The sequence below is a fragment of the Paracidobacterium acidisoli genome, from assembly GCF_003428625.2.
Classification (GTDB): domain Bacteria; phylum Acidobacteriota; class Terriglobia; order Terriglobales; family Acidobacteriaceae; genus Paracidobacterium; species Paracidobacterium acidisoli.
The window spans coordinates 20,516-41,444 of the sequence record NZ_QVQT02000001.1; the positions used below are offsets into that span (position 1 = coordinate 20,516).

Consider the following 20,929-nt stretch of genomic DNA (forward strand, 5'->3'; position numbering starts at 1 on the left):
GAAGGCCGTTTCATGGATGTCCGGAGAGCCCGGTTGTCGGCAATGCTCTGCTGCACGCTGCTGCTGTGTGCACCGGCACTGCTCTTTGCTTCGCAGAACAGCGGATCGGGCCCGGCAGGCATTTTTGAGGGGCAGAACGATCTGGGAAGCGTGACGCCTCCGGGTACGACGGCGTTTGACCCCGCGCAGCAGACATACACCGTAACCGCTGCAGGCGACGATATCTGGTCGTCGGTCGACGACTTCCACTTTGTGTGGAAGAAGGTCTCGGGCGACGTATCGCTGACGGCGGATATGGAGTTCCCCGACAGCACCGGCAGCCCCAATCCACACCGCAAGGCCGTGCTGATGTTCCGGCAGACGCTGGATGCGGGCGGCATTTACGTCGATGCGGCACAGCATGGATCGGGCATGACGGCGCTGCAGTACCGCCGCGCCGAGGGTGCCGATACGCAGGATATCGAGCTGGATATTGCGTCGCCGAAGCGGGTGCGCATTGAAAAGCGCGGCGACACCTTCACGATGTTTCTGAGCCTGCACGGCGAGCCGCTGCATCAGGTGGGCACGTCGATCCAGCTGCACCTCGACGGAACGTTTTACGCCGGCATCGGCGTGTGCTCGCATAATACGAAGGCTTCGGACAGGGTCATCTTTTCGCATGTGGAGCTGACGCCGCTGACATCGCCGGCGGCTCCGGCAAAGATGGCGCTGTACAGCACGCTGCAGACGATCCGGGTAGCGGAGAGATTCCGCAGCGCATCGGTGGTTTACACGACGCGCGGGCGCATTGAAGCTCCGAACTGGTCGCGCGACGGCAGCTATCTGGTCTTCGACGAAGACGGACATCTGATGCGGATCGACGCAAAGGGTGGAGCGCCAACGCAGATCGACACAGGAGCGGCGACGCGGTGCAACGGCAGCCACGGTTTTTCGCCGGATGGCAAATGGCTGGCGATCAGCTGCAGCATGCCGGATCAGCCGAAGTCGCGTGTGTACGTGATTCCCGCAGCGGGAGGCACGCCACGCGTGGTCACGGAGAATCCGAACTCGTATTTTCACAGCTGGTCGCCGGACGGCAAAACCATTCTGTTTACGAGACCGGCTCCGGGCGGCGGCGGAAACATCTATGCGATTCCCGCGGAGGGCGGCGAGGAGCACGCGCTGACCTCGGGCTCAGGGATAAGCGACGATCCGGACTTTTCTCCCGACGGGAAGTACATCTATTTCAATTCAGACCGCAGCGGCGGCATGCAGATATGGCGCATGCGCGCCGATGGCAGCCATCCGGAGCAGATGGTCTTCAACGACCTGCCGAACTGGACGGCGCATCCTTCACCGGATGGGAAGTCGGTGATCTTCTTCAGCTATGAGAAGGGCGTGGCGGGGCATCCGGTGAATAAAAATATCGCGCTGCGCATTCTTTCGCCGGAGAGCAAAGCGGTGCGGCTGCTGGTGAATCTGATCGGCGGCTCGGGCACAATGAACGTGCCGTCATGGTCCCCGGACAGCAGCCGGATGGCCTTCGTCAGCTATCAGATGCTGCCGGAGGACGATCGGGGATCGTCGGAGTAACAACGGGCCACGGAATAAGGAACGGCACGCCGGGCCGGAAACAGATTCGGAACCGGCGGCAAAGGAGAAATGACTGCATGAAAGTATCGCTGATGGCTGCTCTCACCCTTTTCGCACTGGCTCCTGCGGCATACAGTCACGCGCAGGCGGCAACGCCGCGCCCGCTGATTACGGGCATCTCGCACCTGAGCGTATACACCGCCGATGCGGCGAAGAGTGAGGACTTTTACGTCCATATTCTCGGCGCGGTGAAGCGGAGCGATCCGGAGAATTCGGCCGGAAGCCGGTATTACTTCAGCCCGGTGCAGTTTGTGGAGGTGCTGCCGCTGCCGGAGGGATGGACCTCCGTCAGCCGTCTGGATCATGTGGCCTTTCGCACGAAGAGTGCCGAACAGCTCAGGAAGTATCTGGGCGCGCACGACGTTGCCGTGCCGGAGAAAGTGGAGAGCGGCAGCGACGGCAGCCGCTGGTTCAGCGTGAAGGACCCGGAGGGCAACAAGGTTGAGTTTGTGCAGCCGCCGGCGAAGCCCGAGGCGGTTCCGGTGAATCCGCTGAGCACGCACATCATTCACGTGGGATACATGGTGCACAATCCGGCGAAGGAAGATGCGTTCTTCCGCACACTGCTGGGCTTTCGTCCCTACTGGCACGGCGGCATGAACGACACTGTCACGCAATGGATCTCGCAGCAGGTGCCGGATGGTCCGGACTGGCTGGAGTACATGGTGGTGGGACCGCCGGACAGCACCGGCATACCGGCGGACATGACGCAGAACCGCCTCGGCGTGATGGATCACTTTTCGCTCGGAGTCTTCAATATGGAAAAGACGGTCAATCTGCTGTATGCGGGCGACCGCCTGACGCCGCGGCACAGCCCGCCGCAGATAGGTCGCGACGGGAAGTGGCAGCTCAATATGTATGATCCCGACGGCACGCGCGCGGAGATCATGGAGTTTCAACCGTCGGTCAAGCCCTGCTGCTCGGAGTTTACGGCGGCGAGTCCAACGAAGTGAACGACCACCTTACTGGCTGGAATCGAATGATGAAAAAATCTGTCTTTACCGTTCTGTGCAGCGTAATGCTGCTGGCGATCACTTTTCCGGCCTTTGCGGCCGGCGCGAAGAAACCGATCCGCGTGATGCTGCTCGATGGAGAGAGCGCGGGGGCCTATCACAACTGGAAGCTCACGACTCCGGTACTGAAGAAGGAGCTGGAAGAAACGGGGCTGTTCGAGGTGACCGTGGTGACGGCGCCGCTTACGACGAGCAGCGACTTCGCCAGCTTCAATCCTGACTTCAGCCAGTATCAGGTGGTGGTATCGAATTACGATGCGCCGGACTGGCCGGCTCCGCTGCGCGAGAAGTTCGAGACGTATATGCGCAACGGCGGAGGTCTGGTGACAGTGCATGCGGCCGACAACGCCTTCCCGAACTGGCCGGCGTACAACGAGATGATCGGCATGGGCGGATGGCGGCATCGCAACGAAGCGGCCGGGCCGATGTGGTACTACAAAGACGGCAAGCTGGTCTCAGACGACACGCCGGGAGCGGCTGGCGAGCATGGCGACCGGCTTCCCTTTCAGGTGGTGACGCGTGATGCGGAGCATCCGATCATGAAGGGGCTTCCCCAGGCGTGGATGCACAACAGCGACGAGCTGTATTCGAAGCTGCGCGGACCGGGAAAAAATATGACGGTGCTGGCAACGGCTTACTCCGACCCGAAGAACTACGGTACCGGGCACGACGAGCCAATGCTGATGGTTCTGCGATTCGGAAAGGGCCGCATCTTTCACACCGCGATGGGACACAACGCGGCAGCGCTGAGCTGTGTGGGCTTCATGACGACCTTTCAGCGCGGCACGGAGTGGGCAGCGACCGGCAAGGTAACGCAGAAGGTGCCGTCGACCTTCCCCACCGCCAACACGATCAGCTACCGTTCCGACCTTGCGGCGATGGATCCGGCTTACTACATCGGTCCAATGGCGGCCGTGCTGCGTGCTCATCATCCGCCGGCCGCGGCACATCAGAACTGAGATCACTGTGCCGGATGGGGAGAGCGTGAACGGGCAGAGGGCAGCCGCATCCGTGTCCGGCGCAAACAACGCATCGGGCCGCAGCGGCCGGTCGAATCTGCGATGGGTGGTGTGCGGGCTGCTGTTTCTGGCCACCACCATCAACTACATGGACCGCTCGGCTCTCGGCCTGGTCGAGCCGATTCTGCGGCATGTGCTGGGCGGCGATCTCCACCCGGACCTTTACAACCGCCAGTACAGCGATATTGTCATCTGCTTTATCGCGGCCTATGGTATCGGGCTGCTGATCACGGGCCGCATTATCGATCGCGTGGGCGCGAAGGTCGGTTATGCGCTCTCGATTACCCTGTGGGGGCTGGCGTCGATCAGCCACATCTTTGCGCGGTCGGTCGTCGCCTTTGGCGCAGCGCGTTTCGCGCTGGGACTGGGCGAGGCAGGCAACTTTCCCGCGGCGCTGAAGGCAACGGCCGACTGGTTTCCTGCCGAAGAGCGCGCGCTGGCGACGGGCCTCTTCAACTCGGGGACAAGCGCTGCATCACTGGTCGCTCCACTGCTGATTCCGTGGATGGCGGTGCATTACGGCTGGCAGTCCGCTTTTCTTACGACGGGCAGCCTGAGCATGATCTGGCTGGCGGGCTGGCTGATCTTTCCCTATAACCGGCTGCGCAAAAAGTACGGCGTTGCCGCCGTTGAGTCGCAGAAGAAAGAGAAGCCGCCGGAGAGCGCTCCACGGCTGTCGATGAAGTTTCTGCTGAAGAAGCGCGGCACCTGGAACTTCGCGTTTTCGAAGTTCATGACCGATCCGGTGTGGTGGCTATATCTGTTCTGGCTGCCGAAGTTTTTCAACGAGCGCTTTCACGTAAACATGCTGGGGATGGGACTGCCGCTGATCGTTGTCTATATCGGATCGACGGTCGGCAGCATCGTGGGCGGATGGCTGGCGGGCTTCCTGATGAAGCGCGGCTATTCCCTGCAGACGAGCCGCAGGCTGGCGATGATGATCTGCGCTTTCTGCGCCACGCCTGTGGTGCTTATCCCGGTGGTGCATTCGCTGTGGCATGCGATCGGGCTGCTGTGCCTGGCGACGGCCGCGCATCAGGGCTTCTCGTCGAACCTGCTTTCGACGCCGTCCGATCTGTTTCCGACGAGCGCCGTGGGCACGGTGGTGGGCATTGGCGGTGCGGTGGGAGCGGTGGGCAGCACGCTCTTCACCACGCTGGTGGGCATTGTATGGAGGAAGTATTCGCTGCTGGTCTTTGTGGCCGGCGGCTTTGCCTATCTGATCACTCTGATGGCCTTCCAGTGGCGGCCGCCGGTGCCGATGACCGATGAAGAGGCGCGGGCAGCAGCAGTGAGCGCCTGAACAGCCCGCGCATTCTCTATCAGTTCCCTTCTCTGCCAGCTCCTTCTCTATCAGTTCACGGATCGTCCGCTCAGGCCGGGATGGTGACTTCTGCACCGCCGCGCTCGGCGGAGAGATAGCCGGTGTAGAGCGTGGCGATGGTATCGCGAGCCAGCTCAATTCCGGCGAGCGGCTCGCGGTCGTAAAAGATGCTCTCCATGAAGTCCTGAAACTCCTGCGGGTATCCGTGCTGCCACGCCTCGTCGGGAGCGGGATTGCTCCAGCCCTGCTTCGTGCTGAGCTTCTCGATGAGGTAAACGTCGCGCAGGATATCTTCGCGCGGGTTGAAGGTCTCGAGAGCATTGACCGGATTCATATTGCAGCGGGTGCGGTGGTTGTTGCAGATGAGCTCGAGCCAGTTGTTCACGCCGCCCATCACGATCTCCGAGGAAAAGATATCGGCGACAGTGCCGTCGGAGAAGGTGATGTGAATTTGCGCATAGTCCTCGATGTCTTCATAGGAGGTGCGCAGGAAGCCTTCGTCGCGATAGGCGGGCAGACGGGTGATCTCGTGGGTGCGGGCGCTGACGGTGGCGGGACGAATGGCCGTGCCGGTGCGCGCTTCTCCTTCAACACGCTTGAGGTAGAGCGCGGTGCTGACCGGATGGCAGCCTTTGCCGATGAGCGAGCCGCCGCCGGAGAACTTCCAGGAGCCGTAGTAGGGAGAATGCGAGCCGCTGTGCGACTGCTCGCCGAGCATCCACAGAATCTGTCCGCCGCTCTTTACGAGAATCTCGCGCTCTTTCTGGATCGTCGGCGCGTAGACCCAGTTCTCGGCATAGCAGACCTTTTTCCCGCTATTTTTTGCGGCGGCAACGATGTGCTCGCAGCTGGCGACGGCCTCGCGCAGCATCTGCTCTTTGGGGAAGGTATCGCCGCGAAAGGAGTCCTCTCCGTCGCCATAGTAGCCGGTGAGCGGCTTCTCGATGATGACGTGCCTTCCAAGCTGCAGCGCTTTGACGGCGAGATTTTCGTGCGAATACGGGGGCGTGCAGAGATCGACGACATCGACGGCGGCGCAGAGATCCTCAAAACTCTCGAAGGCGCGAATTCCCTTCTGCTGCGCGAAGGAATTGCGCGCGTCGGCGGTCTTCGATACAACGCCGACGATCTCGACGGGCACTCCGAAGACGCGGCGGAGGCCCTCCCAGTGAAAACTGGCTGCAAAGCGGGCTCCCACAAGCCCTACACGAACCGGCTGCGTCATCTGTCGCTCCATTTCTGATTTTTTCTGCGCTGCTCACCGGCGCCGGGTGGGCGCGGGCGTCGATCTTCATTGTATGCGGGCGATGTGTTGTTTCGCCGTCCGGGAAAATCCTGACATTTTATTTCCGATACAAATTAAATCCGGTTTTCACGGTAGGATGGGTTTGCAGGTCGAAGATGAGAGAGCCGGATCGCAAAATATTTTGCGCACCCGCTGCGATCATCGACAAAACAAGTGGCCTGTCTGAAGATGGATGCCGATGAAGATTACCGACGCCCGCCTGATTATCTGCTCGCCCGACCGCAATTTCGTCACGCTTCGCATCGACACCGATGAGGGCATTTACGGTCTGGGAGACGCCACGCTGAACGGCCGCGAACTGGCCGTCGCCAGCTACCTCTCCGATCATCTGCTGCCCTGCCTGATCGGGCGCGATCCGTTTCAGACCGAGGACATCTGGCAATATCTGTACCGTGGAGCCTACTGGCGGCGCGGACCGGTGACCATGGCCGCGATCGGCGCTGTGGACGTGGCGCTGTGGGACATCAAGGGCAAGGCGCTGAACACGCCGGTCTACAACCTGCTGGGCGGACAAAGCCGCCAGGGCGTGATGGTCTACTCGCACGCCAACGGGCGCGATCTCTCCGAGACCGTGGAGTCGGTGCAGAAGAGCATCGAAGAGGGATATTTTGCGATACGCGCGCAGAGCGGGGTTCCGGGGATGAGCGGAACCTACGGCGTGCCCAAAGGCGGCAAGGCATACGAGCCGGCGGAGCGCGGGCTTCCTGCGGAGAGCCTGTGGTCGACGGAGAAGTACCTGCGTTTTGCGCCGAACCTGTTCGAGAAGCTGCGTGTGGAGATCGGTCCGGAGATTCACCTGCTGCACGATGTGCATCACCGGCTGACGCCGATTGAGGCGGCGCGTCTGGGCAAGGCGCTGGAGCCGTATCACCTCTTCTGGATGGAAGACCCGGTTCCGGCGGAGCTGCAGGAAGGCTTCGAGCTGATCCGCAAGCACACGACGACGCCGATCGCCGTGGGCGAGGTCTTCAACTCGGTGTGGGACGCGCACGATCTGATCCGGCATCAGCTCATCGACTATCTGCGGATGACGATTGTGCATGGCGGCGGCATCACCGCGATGAAGAAGGCGGCGGACTTTGCCGCGATGTATCACGTGCGGACCGGCTGCCACGGCGCGACCGACCTGTCACCGGTGACGCTGGCGGCGGCGCTGCACTTCGGGCTGGCGATTCACAACTTCGGCGTTCAGGAGCACATGCGCCACACCGCGCTGACGGACGAGGTCTTTCCGCATCAGTACACCTTCGATGCGGGCTATATGCATCCGGGCACGGCACCGGGGCTGGGTGTGGAGATCGACGAGACGCTGGCGGCGCGGTATCCCTATCAGCGGGCGTATCTGCCGGTGGCGCGCAGGCTGGATGGGTCGATCACAGACTGGTAGGCAGCTCTGCATCAACAGCAGAAAACGGCCGGGACTCTGTCGCAATGACTGCGATGTGTCCCGGCCGCGCTGTTGTTTACTGTACTTTGCCCTGGGGGCGCAGCTTGCGCAGCTCGAGCGCGCAGGCCAGCGCATTGAGCGCAGTGAGCTTGAGATTGTCGGCGGCGGCCCAGATCCAGAAGCTGTCGCTTTCGGTCTCGGCTCCGTCCTGGGTACGGATGCGGACGAGAATATCGGGCTGCCCTGCGGTGCTGAGATTTGTGGGCGGATCGCTGTCGCCGGGAAGCACATCGACATGCTCGCCCCCGAGCGCGGCCTCCACATGCTCCGGAATGACCGGCTGGTCGAGCCTGACGGCGAGAGAGATGCCGTAGCCGTGAAAGACAGGAGCCTGAATGAGCTGCACGGCGACCTCCGGCAACTGGCCTGAGGAGAGCAGCTCATAGTGGCGGCGAATGCGTGCTTCGCTGCCTGCCAGGCTGATCTTTGCGGCTTCTCCAAAGACAGGCAGCAGATTGAAGGCGACCTGCGCATCGTAGACGGCCTTCGGCAGACTCTGAAAGTTGAGCAGGCTTATGGTCTGCTGGTGCAGCTCGTCCATCGCGGCGCGGCCATACTGCGAGGCCGGCTCAAGAATGGTGGCGGAGGCGGCGCGAATTTTTCCCAGCTCCTGCATGCGCAGCAGCAGCAGCGCCAGAATCACGGACGCCGGATGCGCGGAGACGACGGCGGGGGTTTCGAGACCAGGCAGAGCCTGGCCCGGAGCTGAATCCATCTCAGTCTGCACCCAGGGGCCGCAGACCAGAACGCCGGGCTCGCCTTCGAGCGACGAAGTGAGATCGATGATGCTGGCGCCGGCGCGCTGCGCGTTCTTCCAGTGGCGGCGCGTGATCTCTTCGCTGCCGGCGAAGAAGACGAAATCAACACCCTGAAAGGAGCCGGGCTCGATTGTCTGGATGAAGGCGACCTCATCGCCGACGCTTTCCAGCTGACCGAGCTGTTCTTCATCGTCCATGAGTAAGAAGTCGGCACCGGAAAACGGAGATTCGGCGAGAGCTTCGTTCAGTTCCTTGCCGCGCAGAGAGGCCGCGCCGACGATTGCGATTTTGTATTGTTCTGGCATCAGTTTGAAGTACCGGAGGAAGTCGTAAGGGGCTGAGTATGAGCGGAGCGGCGATGACGCTGCCAGGAATAAGCCAGACGGGCGATAATTCCGGAAAACATGTAGGCCAGCGCCATGAGCAGCAGCAGCTCGCGCGAGAAGAAGACGAGTGCGTAGATGAGCAGGCCGAGCAGGATGATCCATCGAAAGGGCTGCCGCGCGGAGAGGTTGATCTCCTTGCCGCTCCAGAAGCGCCAGGTGCTGATCATCAGAAAACCGATGAGGCCGACGAGAATGATCCAGGTGACGGCGAGCCACCAGTTGAAGACAGGAATGCCTCCGAAGCCGTGAATGATGGCGGCCACCACGCCCGCCGCTGCGGGAATGGGCATGCCGACAAAGTATTTTCTGCCTGGTCGGCCGGGATTCTTCGGCACCGGATCGTGGCTGATATTGAAGCGCGCCAGGCGGCTGGCCCCGCAGAGCAGAAAGAGGAAGCAGACGAAGGCGCCGAACTGAACGAGCTTTTCGCGCAGCGTCGGGTCCATACCCGCGGGCAGCATGCGAAAGCCCCAGGTAAAGGCGAGAATGCTGGGCGCGACGCCGAAGGTGATGACGTCGGCGAGCGAATCCAGCTCTCTGCCGAATTCGCTGGTGGTGTTGGTCATGCGGGCGATGCGGCCGTCGAGCGCGTCAAAGGGGATGGCAAATCCGATGGCCAGAGCGGCGTAGTCGAAGTGATGCGGCTCCAGCGCCGAGCCCTGCAGGCTCTGCGTAATGGCATAGTACCCCGCAGCGATGTTTGCCGCAGTAAACATGGAGGGCAGAATGTACATTCCGCGCCTGCTCCTGCGATCCCGCTGCTGACCGTTATCTCTCAATCTGCATCCTCACTGCGAACCTTTCAGACAAGAATTCCGGCATCGGCCTCGTCGGTTACGGTGGGCAACTCGGCCGCGGGGATGCGCGCCAGGAGATCCGATCCCCCTTTGACGTGATGGCCGACCTGCACCAGCACCTCCGCAAAGCCGGGCAGAACCACGTCGGTTCTGGAACCGAACTTCATCATACCGAGGCGCTCTCCGCGCTCCAGACGCTCGCCCACCCGCTTACTGAACACGATACGCCGCGCCAGTAATCCCGCAATCTGCTTCAGCGATATCTCGTAGCCCTCGTCGGAGGCGATCACGGCAAGATTCTGCTCGTTCTCGATGGCCGAGGCCGGGTTCATGGCATTCAGGAACTTCCCCTTCGAGTAGCGCACCTCGCGGATGGCTCCGGCTACCGGAGCACGGTTGACGTGGACGTTAAACACATTGAGAAAGATGCTGATGCGAATCTTTTCGCCGTCCGGCGTGCGGATGCGGGCCACCTCCGTTACTTTGCCGTCGGCGGGTGAGACGACCAGACCCTCCCCCTCGGGGATGGCACGCTGCGGATCGCGGAAGAACCACAGAAAGAAGGCCGCAAAGAGCAGCGGCAGAGCCGTCCATACCCATCCACCCGTCAGGATGTGGATGAGAACGGCGACTGCGAGAAGAGCGAGCGCATAGAAATATCCGTCTCTAACCATAGCCAGGAAACTGAATCTATTATAGTTCTCCTCGACGCAGCGGCATTTTCCGAAGGTACTGTGACGTGCGTACCATCGAAGCGGAACAAGCGTCCCCGGTGACACTTCTGTGCTGCTGTTCCGGAATCAGAAGAGGCGCCGGGGCGGAGCGGAACAATGCCGCTCCACCCGTGAGCGCGGGCTGACGGGACAGTTCTTTCTCTTTCGTGACGTGAGCGTTCGATTGGAGTGGACAGTGGGCGTCAGGCTAAGTGATATGCCCCGTGGCTTCGTCGCACTGCCAGCTGATCTTTGGCGTGGAGTTTGAGTTTTTTCAGGCGGACTTCTTCAAGCTGTTCTTCTGCCGACAGCCAGGGCTTCTGAAGCAGGTTTTCGAGCTGATCCGAATAGTGCCGATGCTCTGCTTCCAGGCGTCGAATTTCTTCACTATCCGGCTGTCCGTTTGCTTCTATATCCATAGAAGACACCTCCAGGCTTCTTTCTATGAGACGTACAAACCTAGCACCGGGGAGGCTTCTCCTTCAACCCGATTTTCGGCGATTTTTCCACCGCTCCCGGCAATGGCCGGATCTCTCTTCCCATCAGCAGCGCATCCTCTTCGGGAGCAGCATAATAGCGCGGGCGCACTCCTTCGCGAAGCAGACCGGCATGCTCATAAAAGGCGATGGCGGTGGTGTTGCCGGCGCGGACTTCAAGCTGCAGGCGACGGCCTCCCAGGGCCTGTGCCCGCTCCGTCACGGCCTGCAGGAGGCTGCTGCCGGCGCCGGTGCGGCGGGCCGATGCCAGCACGGCGATCGACTCCAGCTCGCAGATATTCTGTTCGCCGTCGAGCAGCAACCGGGCTGCGGCGAAACCGATGAGCTGTCCACCGGCCTCCGCGGCGAAAGTGATGTAGCACAGAGGCGCAGCGTCCGCAGGCTGGAGCAGCGCCTCGTAATCGGCGGTCTTCCAGTGCGGCGCTTCCGGTATCTGACGCTCGATGGCGATCACCGCATCGAGATCGGCAGCGATCAGGGTGCGGATACGAACGGGGCTCTGTGAAGACTCACCGGCCGGCATGGCAGTCATACGAACGCTCAGCCTGCCTGCGGTGTTTTTAAGAACAACTCGGCATCGGAGCGGCGCAGATAGTTGGCGTCGAGCATATCCGCGTCGTCATAATTCACGGCGAGAATGCGAGGCAGCGCGAAGTGGAGCGCGTCGGCGGCGGCGGGAGACGAAACCATTACGGCACGCGGAAAAGCCGCATAGACAGAGGGCTCGCAAACAGCGGGCGGATCTCCATACATTGCTGCCCGCTCGACGGCCTGCTCCGCTGTCAGCAGCATCTCACTGGCGGTTCCGTCACTGTATTCTCCGCGATAGAATTCACCACGGCCGGCATCGAGGACGGCGGAGCGGGTGCCGGCCTTCGCAGCCAGAACCGCAAGCCGGGAGACGGCGACGATCGGTTTATCGAGAGCCGCCGCGAGGCCCTTCGCCGTGCTGATGCCGATGCGGCCCCCCGTAAAGCTGCCTGGGCCCGAGACAACGACAATGGCGGTGACTTCCGCGAGGCTTGCGCCGCCGGCGGCAAGCATGTGGCGAAGCTGCGGGATAAGCTCGGAGGAATTCTGCTTCGCGGGCAGCTCGGCGCTGCCGAGGATCTTCAAATCGGTCTCTGCAAGCCGTCCGAGAGCCAGCGTTCCTGTGGTTCCGCATGTGTCGATAGCCAGCAGCATCTACTTCTTCCCCTGATCCTGACAGATTTCAAGCAGCACGCCACCGGCGCTGGATGGATGCACAAAGAAATAAAGATGGCCGCCGGCGCCGGTCTGCACCTCTTCCGAGATGAGACGCACGCCGCGGGCCTTGAGCGCAGACAGCGCGGCGGCGATGTCATGCACCTGCAGCGCGATGTGATGCAGGCCCGGGCCACGGTGCGCGAGAAATCTTCCAACCGGCGACTCGGGCACGAGCGGCTCCAGCAGCTCCAGGCGGCTGCCGCCGGCGGAGATCATAGCTACGCGCACCTGCTCGTGCTCGATGATTTCTTCGTGCGCAACGGTGAGGCCAAGCGCTTCGTAAAGCTCTCTCGCCGCGGCGATGCTGGTAACGGCAATGCCGAGGTGATCGAGAGATGTGACAGGAGCGGAGGAGGATGCGAAGGTCTGCTCCACGAGTTGAGGCACAAACTGATACGGATTCTTCTCGCCGCTGGCGGCGCGCTCCGCGGCCGCATCGAGCGATTCTGCATGTAACCCGTGGCGACGCACCTCGCGCAGCAGCGCACGCTGCAGCATAGCGGTGATGTGCTCGCGCCAGAAGGCCTGACGCCGCGTGAAGAGGCGATTCCCTTTTGGCGATTCGTGCGACTCACTGGTCAGGCCATCGGTTTCCTGAAGCCATGCGCTGCGCTGCGCAATAGCGGCATCGAGCGCTTCAAGGCCTTCACCGGTGGTGGCGACGGTATGGAGGATGGGCGGAATCCAGTCTCCGTGCGCACCGGCCAGTGACTGCAGCGCGCGAAGCTCACGCTCGACGCGGTCGGCTCCCTCGCGGTCGGACTTGTTGATGACGAAGAGGTCTGCAATCTCGAGGATGCCGGCCTTGAGGCTCTGCACGTCGTCGCCCATGCCGGGCACGAGGACGACAACCGTGATGTCTGCGAGACGCACGATGTCGATTTCATCCTGACCGACGCCGACGGTTTCGATCAGGACGATATCTTTGCCGCTGGCCTCGATGACCTGCACCACATCTGCGGTGGTGGAGGCAAGACCGCCGAGCGCGCCGCGTGTCGCCATGCTGCGGATATAGAGGCCGGGGTCCGCTGTTTTGATCTCTGCCGCGTGCTGCAGGCGGATGCGGTCCCCGAGAATAGCTCCGCCGGTAAAGGGACTGGAGGGATCGACGGCGACGACGCCGACGGTGCGTCCGGCCTCGCGAAAGCGCTGTACGAGACGATCGACCAGCGTGCTTTTGCCGGCTCCGGGAGCGCCGGTGATGCCGATGCGCAGAGCGCGGCCCGCGTGCGGAAAGCATGCGGACAGGATGGCCGCGGCTTCCGGTGCGGCATTCTCAACCAGGGAGACGGCGCGGGCGAGAGCGCGGGTGTCGCCGGAGACAAGACGGCTGGTCAGTTCGCGCACGGCAGTGTGGTTAGCCTCGGCCATCCCGTTTCTCATTTCTGATGATAAATAACGAGGCGGCCACGAGTGCTCTCTTCCGGCCATCCCCGGAACCTGCTGCCGCAGACTTTGCTGCGGGACTGCTTCTTTCCTTTGCGCCCTCTGCAGAAAACTTCTGGTGGTTCGGAGCGTCGAGGATTTATCGTCAGCGGTATGGGCCGCTCCGTCATCACATGCGCATGGGTTGTCACATGGCTTCTATGTGCGGTGATGGTCTGCCTCGCGGTTCATTCGCCCCATTGCGACTTTTGCGACGGGCCATACTCTCTCCTGTTTTCCCGGCAGTCCCTTGCGAGCCATCCACAGCCCGCCGCGCCGGACGCCTGCAACGGAATCTGCTGGTGCTGCGGATTTCATGGGCTGCCGCGTCCGTCCCTTTTCCGTCCGCCTCGCGCAGCTCTCTCTGTTTAACGTGTCCGCTCCGTGCTCCGGCACGGGCAAAAGCCACACGATCATTTCCTTTCGGAGATTTCTATGCGTGCATTTGTATTCGCGCTCACAGGAGCGTGCCTGTCTCTGTTTTTGTATCAGCCTGCCCAGGGCCAGGTCTCCTCGGGCATGCAGCCGGACCCCATTCGAAAAATCAGTGAAGACAAAGAGCCGATCGCCATTCTTGAGCTGGGCGCATCGACGAGCTGGAATTTCCGCGGAGGCGCCGCAACGTTCGCGCCGAACCTCGCAGCCGAGGTTACTCCGGTCGAGAACTGGCTGGAGCTTGAGGCGGGCGTAGCCCCCTATTGCACGCGGAATTCCACGGAATGGGATACCGACCTGCTCTTCAAAAAGCCGTGGACGCTGTCACCCAAAACGGAGTTCATGGCGGGCATGGGTCCGGAGTGGGTTCACCTTCGGCAGAATGGAAGAGTAACGAATTCCATTGCCGGAGAGCTGGCTGCGGATTTCATGTTCTGGCCTGCGAGGAAACACCACTTCGGATGGTTCCTCGAACCGGCGTATGACTACAGCTTTGCGGGTGGGCACGAGCAATCCATCGGCATGAGCGGCGGTTTGCTCATCAGTATTCGGTGAGGGGGCGGAGAACAGGACCGCGGCAACCCTTCGCCATTCTGAAAATGGCGAAAGGGTAACGGCACACGCACCGGCGACTGGCGCGAGGCGGTTGCCTTTGACGGCCGGCCGCTCACCCGCGCGAGGGATGCACCTTGAGAATCTCGCGGCCGATGACCATGCGCTGAATCTCGCTGGTGCCTTCGCCGATGGTGCAGAGCTTGACGTCGCGGTAGAATTTCTCCGCCGGATAGTCCTTGATGAAGCCGTAGCCGCCGTGAAGCTGCACGGCCTCGTCGCAGATGCGCACGGCGACTTCGCTGGCGTAGAGCTTGGCCATCGAGGATTCGCGGGTGACACGCTGGCCCGCATCCTTGAGCACGGCGGCGCGCTGGGTGAGCAGGCGCGCGGCATCGAGCTCGGTGGCCATGTCGGCGAGCTTCCACTGGATGCCCTGGAATTCGGCGATGGCTTTGCCGAACTGGCGGCGCTCCTTGACGTACTTCACCGAGCAGTCGAGCGCGCCGCGGCCGATGCCGAGCGAGAGAGCGGCGATGGAGATGCGGCCTCCGTCGAGGATGCGCATGGAGTCGACGAAGCCCTCGCCCAGGTTGCCGAGAAGGTTTTCGGCGGGGATCTCGCAGTCCTCGAAGATCAGCTCCGAGGTATCGCTGGCGCGGAGGCCGAGCTTGTTTTCTTTTTTGCCGGGACGGAAGCCCGGCGTACCCTTTTCGACGACGAAGGCCGAGAGTCCGTGCGTGCCCTGGCTGCGATCGGTCACGGCGATGACTACGGCCACATCCGCATAGTGGCCATTGGTGATGAAGGTCTTGTTGCCATTGAGCAGCCAGCCGTTGTCCGTGCGCACAGCCGTGGTGCGCGCCGCCGAGGCATCGGAGCCGGAGCCGGGCTCGGTAAGCCCCCATGCGCCGAGCCATTCGCCGCCGGCCAGCTTTGGAATGTAGCGGCGGCGCTGGTCCTCATTGCCGGCGAGAAAGATGTGATTCGAGCACAGCGAGTTGTGCGCGGCCACGATGATGCCGATCGATCCGTCAACAGCTGAGAGCTCTTCGATGGCGAGCACATAATCGACATAACCGAGACCGGCGCCACCGTATTCGACTGGAAAGATGATGCCGAGCAGGCCCATCCGGCCGAGCTGCTTTACGACATCCGCGGGGAACTCGCTGGCTTCGTCCCAGCGCGAGACGTTGGGCGCGATCTCGCGGGCGGCAAAGTCACGAATCTCTTTGCGGAGCTGCTCCTGCTCGTCGGTGAGGGTAAAGGGATATGTGCTGGGCGTGGCCTGAGTGCTCTGCCCGGTCGATGGGGTGCTCATGAGTTCTCCCGATAAGGAAGATGCGAAAACCCGTGATCGTAGCAGGAAGGAGGGGTGATTGGCGAGAGGCAGAGATTCAAAGAGGCGGGTCCGTTTTGCATCTTCTGAAATAAACCGCCTTTCACAGCCCACGAAGACGCGATCTGGAGGACCTTTCGCGGCCGGGCCGCTAACTCAGGCATCGCGCGATGACTCCTGCCCTGTTCCAGAGCGCCGGTTCAGCACTTCTCGTACTTCCAGTTGCGCGATTTGCCTTCGGCGATCCATTCGATGGCGGTGTCGAGGCGCTTCTGGCGAGTGGTCTCAGTTTTGGCCTCGGTGAGCCACTCGATGTACTCGCGGCGCCTGCCGGGAGGAAAGCCTTCAAAGGCGGCAGAGGCTTTTTGGTTCTTCTTCAGAGCCGCAGCCAGGTAGCCGGGAACGGGCAGCGCTTTTTTCGGCGCACGCGGTTTGGGCGTGGACGGAGACGTTTCATTTTCTTCTTTGAGCTTTACAGCCTTCTTCACGTAGCCGAGCAGCACACGGCGCGGCGGCAGATCTTCGAGAGAAGTCAGACGGCCGATGTGGCCCATGCCGTCTTTCTGCCGCTCTGCCTCAGAGCTTTGCATGGCCTCGCCGAGTACGGCGCGGCCCTTCCAGAAGCCGAAGGCGCAATGCTCCTTAAAGGCCGCCATGTAACACAGAATGCCTTTACAGGTGAAGAACGGCATGCTCCACTTGATGGTCTCCTCGACCTCGGGACAGCCCTGGTGGACGATGTCGCGCAGCTCATTGAGGACAGGCTGGGCGAAGGCTGCGGATGCGGCGATGTAGGCGTCAACGCGTGCGTCTTTGTTTCCCATAACGACTTCCTTCCGGCGTGTGCGGCCATTGTGGCGGGCAGAGGCGGGTATCTGCAAGCGGAATCGGACGATGACGCGGCTTCTGCGTGCCGCAGCGAGGCCTGTGACGCGGGCTGCCGGGGTGTGCATTCTGAACGGTAAGGCCGGCGGCCGCCACACGGAGATGGATCACGCATATACTCCAGAACAATGCGCGTGTATCCAACCTTTCTTCTTTCGGCCACCGCGGCCACGCACTTTCCTCCGCCTTCGGTGCCGGAGATCGCCTTTCTGGGGCGGTCGAATGTGGGCAAATCCAGCCTTCTGAATGCGCTTCTCGGCTCGAAGCAGGCACACGTCTCCTCCACGCCGGGGCGGACGAGGGCGATCAACTTCTTCTCCATTACCGATTCGCCGGTACGGCAGCAGCCGCAGATGTACTTCACCGATCTGCCGGGCTATGGCTATGCGAAGATCTCGAAGTCCGTCTCGGCGGAGTGGCCGAAGTTTATCGAGCCGTATCTCGAGAAGCGGAAGACGCTGGCGCTGTGCCTGTGCCTGGTGGACAGCAACATTCCTCCCCAGGGCAGCGACCTGCAGCTGATCAACTTTCTGAAGAGCGTGGACAGACCGTTTCTGGTGGTGGGAACCAAAGCCGATCGGCTGTCCAGCAACGGGCGGGCGAAGTCGCTGATCGCGCTTCGGCGCGGGCTGGAGACCGAAGATCTGCTGTTCTGCTCGGCGAAGACCGGAGCGGGCCTGAAGGAGCTGTGGCAGGCCATTTTTCAGCGTGCGGGCGAGGCGGAAGCCAGCGCGGGATAACTTTCGCGCGATGGAACAGGGCGCGTTTACCAGCCCGAGTAGGGCTGGCCGTCGGAGCCGGTCTGCTCCGAGCCGCTGTGCACGTCATTGACGCCGGGCTCGCTCTGGTCCACGCTTTCGAGGCTGTCGTCGGTCGCGGTGACCCACGTATCGCTCGAGTGCGTCATCGGATCGACGGGGATGGACTTGAGATAGCCGGCCTGCACCAGGTCGTCAAGCGACTGCGGAGCCTTGCCTTTGTCCATGGTGTAAGAGTCGATGGCGTTGCGCATCACGTGCAGATCCTCTTTGAGGACCGCCTCACGGGCGCTGCGGATGGAGGCGATATAGCTGGGAATGGCGATGGCCGCGAGCACGCCGATGATGAGCATGACGATCATCAGCTCGACCAGCGTGAAGCCGGCCTGCGCTGCGGAGGTGCTTCGCCGGCGCAGCGTGTGTTTTCGAATTAGGTTAAGAAGCGTCACCATTACCAGTCCGAATATTTTGTGCCGTCGAGCGCCGTTCCGTCGGATTTGGAATAGACGTCGAAGACGTTTTGTCCGCCCCAGGAGTCGGCGGTCGGATCATCCTGCATGGAGTGCATGCCCCATTCGTTTTTACCGGTCATCGGATCGACCGGAATTCTTCGCAGGAAGCGCACCTTCTTGCCCTGCACGTCGACTCCGTCCACCAGCGTCTGCAGATCGGGCGGGTAGTTGTAGCTGTCCACCTTGGTCTGAAAGGCGCCGCGGTCGGCGGCATCCTTGTAATTGTCGATGGCCTTGCGCATCTGCCACAGGTCATCGCGAAGCTCGCGCTCCTTCACGCGCTTGACCTGAAAGCGGGCGACGGGCACGGCCGCCGAGGCCAGCACGGCCAGAATCGCCACGGTCACGATGAGCTCGACCAGAGTAAGCCCGGCCTCGCGGCTGAGGTTCCCGCCGGCCGCTGGTGCGGCAGGGGTCGTGCGCCGCCGATACTGCCTTAACCGCATGATCCTGTCCACTCACCGGGTCACTGGATATGAACGACAGCCTGCGATCCCATGGCCGGAACGGGCTGCTGCTGACTGTTACGCACCACCGGGCGCGTGATCGCAACCGAAGCATCTCCGGATGCCTTCGCCTGGAAGGTGAGGATGCAGAGCTGTCCCGACCCGGAGACGCCCTTCGCTCCCGGAGGACGGGCCTCGGTGATGGTGATCAGACCGTTGCCCTCGTCGTGATGGACAAGCGAGACGGGCTGGCCGTCCTTGCCCAGGAAGTTGATGCTTCTGGCCGGAGCGTCGCCCAGATCGATATTCGTCAGGCTGAGCTTCGAGGTGTCGTACTGCAGCTGCATGGGCACCGAGTAGACGTCTGTTCCGCCGGCAAGATTGACGGCAAGCTGGAAGGTGCTGCCCACCTTCTGCACCGAGCGGATGGGGTTGACCTGCAGCAGCACCGAGCTTGCGGCGCTCAGCCCCTGCTGACGCATATCGGCGGCGGCGGTTACCGCAGCGGCAGAGGCACTGCCGGAAGCCTGCGAAACAGCAGGAACCGCCTGGCCGGTTGCCGGAAGCGCGGCAGGAGCGGCCGCCTCCCACGGAGCCGACGGATTGACGCGGCGCAGCTCGATGGAGTTCCCCGATCCGGTATCGATTTCGCGCAGATTCTCAGGCGAGAGCGAGCGGCCGCGCACGAGATGCGGAATGAGCACGAAGACGATCTCGTCGTCGGTGACCTCATGGCTCTGCGTACTGAAGAGATACTTCAGGATCGGCAGCTCGCCGAGGCCGGGCCATCCGCTGACGGTGTTGGTGATCTGGTGCTGGAAGATGCCGCCGAGAATGCTGGCCTCGCCTTCCTTCAGCCGGACGGTCTGATCGACGGTGCGCTGGGTGATGACCGGCTCTTCGACGCCGCCCAGGTTGTTGTTGCCGTTCTGCGACGAGAGCTCGACTTTCACCTTCAGGGTCACGTCGCCGTCATAGTGGACGGTCGGCTTCATGGTGACGTTCACGCCGATATCCAGATACTGGAACTGCGTGTTGACCAGAGAGCTGACGATCGCGGTCGCTGCGCCGGTCTGATACGAGCCGGTGGCCACCGGCAGCTTTTCGCCGATCTTGAGCGTCGATTCCTGGCCGTCGGAGGCGCGGACCTGCGGGTCCTGCAGAATCTTCGTGTTCGTGTCGGACATCAGCGCTTCCACCTGCGCCTGGCCGATGGTTACCGCGAAGTCGTTGGAGTTGGCATGCGCCAGGTTGTTGAGCGTCAGGCCGCTGGTGGTGGTGGGCGTGGTGCCGCTGGAATTGTTGGCAGCGGATGAGGTCGACGTCGACGCCTGGAAGTTGATGGTCGCCGTCTGCGGCCACTGGATGCCGATGGCGCGCGTCTTATCCTTACTGACTTCGAGCACGGCGACATCGACGACGACCTCCGGCTTGGGCCGGTCGAGATCGTCGATCAGCTTCTGCGCCAGGATCAGCTCGTCGGGCGTGCCGCGCATCACGATGGCGTTCTGGCTGGCCACGCCGTAGAGCTTCGCCGTCTGAAAGACGTTGCGGAGCGCCGTCTGAACATCGGTGAAGTCATTCTGCTGGGCGACGTTCTTCAGGTAGAAGGTCTGCACCGCCTCCTGATCCAGCTCGGTGCGCTTGGCGCGGGAGTTCTGCGCGACAAAGACGGTGTTGGAGGTAATGGGCTTCCAGAAGGTGTTGGAGACGGTCGCGATGATGCGCAGCGCGTCGTAGAGCGTAACGTTCGCGAGATCGACCTGGATGCGCCGCGAGGTGTAGTCGGGATCGAAGAGCACGTTGATGCCGGCAGCCTTGCCGACGGTCTGGTAGATGACCTTGCTGTCCTCGACCATGTGCAGGGTCAGCGGCTCGTTCGAGATAGGACGAAGCGTGATGGGGCCGGCAAGATTGGCAAAGATGTCGTCGGTGCTGCGCGGGTGCTCCGCATCCCGGCTCGTCTCCTCCTGATTCATCTGCCGGCGGACTTCCTCGATGCTCTGGGTGGCGCGCTCATTAGAGGGGTCGATTTCAAGGGCGCGAAGGAATTCGGTCAGCGCCTGGGTGGTCTGCCCCTGGTTGCGCAGCTTCACGCCGTTGGTAACGTGTGCCGCAGCGGCGAGATCGCGGGTCCGCTCCATCGCCACCCGGTAACTCTCGTTTTTGGGGTTCTTCTGATAGGCCGCATTGTAGTCTTCCCAGGCGCCCTCGATGTCATTCTTCGCTTCGGCGGACTGTCCGCTCTTGTACCAGTGACCGGCGGACTGCGCGTGCGCCTGAGGAGAAATGACGGCCAGCGCAATCAGCATTGCCGCAAGAGGGACCCAGGTTACAAAACGCTTCATGAAACTCCGCAGGGATTTCCGGGGAATCGGCGTCGCACAGATGCGGAAACAGATCTGCCGCAGGAACTCCTGTAAAACCGGCGCAGCCG

At 62.1% G+C, this 20,929-nt stretch carries 20 protein-coding genes; 7 read left to right on the forward strand and 13 right to left on the reverse strand.

The window, feature by feature from the left end:
- Positions 1–42 precede the first annotated feature (42 nt).
- From D0Y96_RS00080 to D0Y96_RS00095, 4 genes are all read left to right on the forward strand, one after another.
- A complete protein-coding gene (locus D0Y96_RS00080; RefSeq protein WP_158562106.1) occupies positions 43–1,572 on the forward strand; it encodes a TolB family protein in 1,530 nt (509 codons plus the stop codon).
- 77 nt (positions 1,573–1,649) lie between these two features.
- Positions 1,650–2,585 carry a VOC family protein gene (locus tag D0Y96_RS00085; RefSeq protein WP_252263352.1) on the forward strand — a complete coding sequence of 312 codons (936 nt, stop codon included), beginning with the start codon at positions 1,650–1,652 and terminating at the stop codon, positions 2,583–2,585.
- Positions 2,586–2,611: 26 nt separating this feature from the next.
- On the forward strand, positions 2,612–3,604 hold the full coding sequence (locus D0Y96_RS00090) for a ThuA domain-containing protein (protein WP_252263353.1): 993 nt from the start codon (positions 2,612–2,614) through the stop codon (positions 3,602–3,604).
- 25 nt (positions 3,605–3,629) lie between these two features.
- Positions 3,630–4,967 carry an MFS transporter gene (locus D0Y96_RS00095; protein ID WP_147324871.1) on the forward strand — a complete coding sequence of 446 codons (1,338 nt, stop codon included), beginning with the start codon at positions 3,630–3,632 and terminating at the stop codon, positions 4,965–4,967.
- A 70-nt stretch (positions 4,968–5,037) separates the two neighbouring features.
- On the opposite strand, the gene D0Y96_RS00100 is transcribed toward D0Y96_RS00095, so the two are convergent.
- Complete coding sequence (locus tag D0Y96_RS00100; RefSeq protein ID WP_117297043.1) at positions 5,038–6,225, reverse strand: Gfo/Idh/MocA family protein; 1,188 nt, start codon at positions 6,223–6,225, stop codon at positions 5,038–5,040.
- Between the two features lie 247 nt (positions 6,226–6,472).
- Here D0Y96_RS00100 and manD point away from each other — a divergent pair, with 247 nt between their 5' ends.
- The gene (gene manD / locus D0Y96_RS00105) at positions 6,473–7,681 is read left to right on the forward strand and encodes a D-mannonate dehydratase ManD (protein ID WP_117297969.1); all 1,209 of its coding nucleotides are present in this window, start codon (positions 6,473–6,475) and stop codon (positions 7,679–7,681) included.
- A 76-nt stretch (positions 7,682–7,757) separates the two neighbouring features.
- Here manD and D0Y96_RS00110 read toward each other — a convergent pair whose 3' ends face one another.
- The 7 genes from D0Y96_RS00110 to meaB all read right to left on the reverse strand — a co-directional run bounded on the left by D0Y96_RS00110 (position 7,758) and on the right by meaB (position 13,511).
- Complete coding sequence (locus D0Y96_RS00110) at positions 7,758–8,804, reverse strand: Asd/ArgC dimerization domain-containing protein (protein WP_117297045.1); 1,047 nt, start codon at positions 8,802–8,804, stop codon at positions 7,758–7,760.
- The gene (locus tag D0Y96_RS00115) at positions 8,804–9,619 is read right to left on the reverse strand and encodes a CDP-alcohol phosphatidyltransferase family protein (protein WP_117297047.1); all 816 of its coding nucleotides are present in this window, start codon (positions 9,617–9,619) and stop codon (positions 8,804–8,806) included. The genes D0Y96_RS00110 and D0Y96_RS00115 overlap by 1 nt, the downstream gene beginning before the upstream one ends.
- A 68-nt stretch (positions 9,620–9,687) precedes the next feature.
- The gene (locus D0Y96_RS00120; protein WP_117297049.1) at positions 9,688–10,356 is read right to left on the reverse strand and encodes a phosphatidylserine decarboxylase family protein; all 669 of its coding nucleotides are present in this window, start codon (positions 10,354–10,356) and stop codon (positions 9,688–9,690) included.
- 242 nt (positions 10,357–10,598) lie between these two features.
- The gene (locus D0Y96_RS00125) at positions 10,599–10,814 is read right to left on the reverse strand and encodes a DUF465 domain-containing protein (RefSeq protein ID WP_117297051.1); all 216 of its coding nucleotides are present in this window, start codon (positions 10,812–10,814) and stop codon (positions 10,599–10,601) included.
- Between the two features lie 40 nt (positions 10,815–10,854).
- On the reverse strand, positions 10,855–11,424 hold the full coding sequence (locus D0Y96_RS00130; RefSeq protein WP_117297053.1) for a GNAT family N-acetyltransferase: 570 nt from the start codon (positions 11,422–11,424) through the stop codon (positions 10,855–10,857).
- Positions 11,425–11,432: 8 nt separating this feature from the next.
- Positions 11,433–12,077, reverse strand: a complete 645-nt coding sequence (tsaB, locus tag D0Y96_RS00135) for a tRNA (adenosine(37)-N6)-threonylcarbamoyltransferase complex dimerization subunit type 1 TsaB (protein ID WP_117297055.1) — start codon at positions 12,075–12,077, stop codon at positions 11,433–11,435.
- Positions 12,078–13,511: a methylmalonyl Co-A mutase-associated GTPase MeaB gene (meaB, locus tag D0Y96_RS00145; protein ID WP_252263354.1), complete on the reverse strand. Its 1,434-nt coding sequence runs from the start codon at positions 13,509–13,511 to the stop codon at positions 12,078–12,080. It lies immediately after the preceding gene.
- Between the two features lie 489 nt (positions 13,512–14,000).
- Between meaB and D0Y96_RS00150 the strand changes: the two genes are divergently transcribed.
- Positions 14,001–14,555 (forward strand): hypothetical protein, encoded by a 555-nt coding sequence (locus D0Y96_RS00150; RefSeq protein ID WP_117297057.1) that lies wholly within the window; start codon positions 14,001–14,003, stop codon positions 14,553–14,555.
- 112 nt (positions 14,556–14,667) lie between these two features.
- Here the strand turns inward: D0Y96_RS00150 and D0Y96_RS00155 are convergent, their stop codons facing one another.
- Together D0Y96_RS00155 and D0Y96_RS00160 are read right to left on the reverse strand one after the other, a co-directional pair.
- A complete protein-coding gene (locus D0Y96_RS00155; RefSeq protein WP_117297059.1) occupies positions 14,668–15,873 on the reverse strand; it encodes an acyl-CoA dehydrogenase in 1,206 nt (401 codons plus the stop codon).
- 218 nt (positions 15,874–16,091) lie between these two features.
- The gene (locus tag D0Y96_RS00160; protein ID WP_117297061.1) at positions 16,092–16,715 is read right to left on the reverse strand and encodes a YdeI/OmpD-associated family protein; all 624 of its coding nucleotides are present in this window, start codon (positions 16,713–16,715) and stop codon (positions 16,092–16,094) included.
- Between the two features lie 189 nt (positions 16,716–16,904).
- Between D0Y96_RS00160 and yihA the strand changes: the two genes are divergently transcribed.
- Entirely contained in the window at positions 16,905–17,516 is a 612-nt protein-coding gene (yihA, locus tag D0Y96_RS00165; RefSeq protein WP_117297063.1) for a ribosome biogenesis GTP-binding protein YihA/YsxC, read from the forward strand.
- A 26-nt stretch (positions 17,517–17,542) separates the two neighbouring features.
- Here the strand turns inward: yihA and D0Y96_RS00170 are convergent, their stop codons facing one another.
- The 3 genes from D0Y96_RS00170 to D0Y96_RS00180 are packed head-to-tail and all read right to left on the reverse strand — an operon-like array spanning position 17,543 to position 20,840.
- Positions 17,543–17,986 carry a type II secretion system protein gene (locus D0Y96_RS00170; RefSeq protein ID WP_117297065.1) on the reverse strand — a complete coding sequence of 148 codons (444 nt, stop codon included), beginning with the start codon at positions 17,984–17,986 and terminating at the stop codon, positions 17,543–17,545.
- A complete protein-coding gene (locus tag D0Y96_RS00175) occupies positions 17,986–18,492 on the reverse strand; it encodes a type II secretion system protein (RefSeq protein ID WP_117297067.1) in 507 nt (168 codons plus the stop codon). The genes D0Y96_RS00170 and D0Y96_RS00175 overlap by 1 nt, the downstream gene beginning before the upstream one ends.
- 20 nt (positions 18,493–18,512) lie before the next feature.
- A complete protein-coding gene (locus D0Y96_RS00180) occupies positions 18,513–20,840 on the reverse strand; it encodes a secretin GspD/PilQ domain-containing protein (protein WP_117297069.1) in 2,328 nt (775 codons plus the stop codon).
- Between the last annotated feature and the right edge of the window lie 89 nt (positions 20,841–20,929).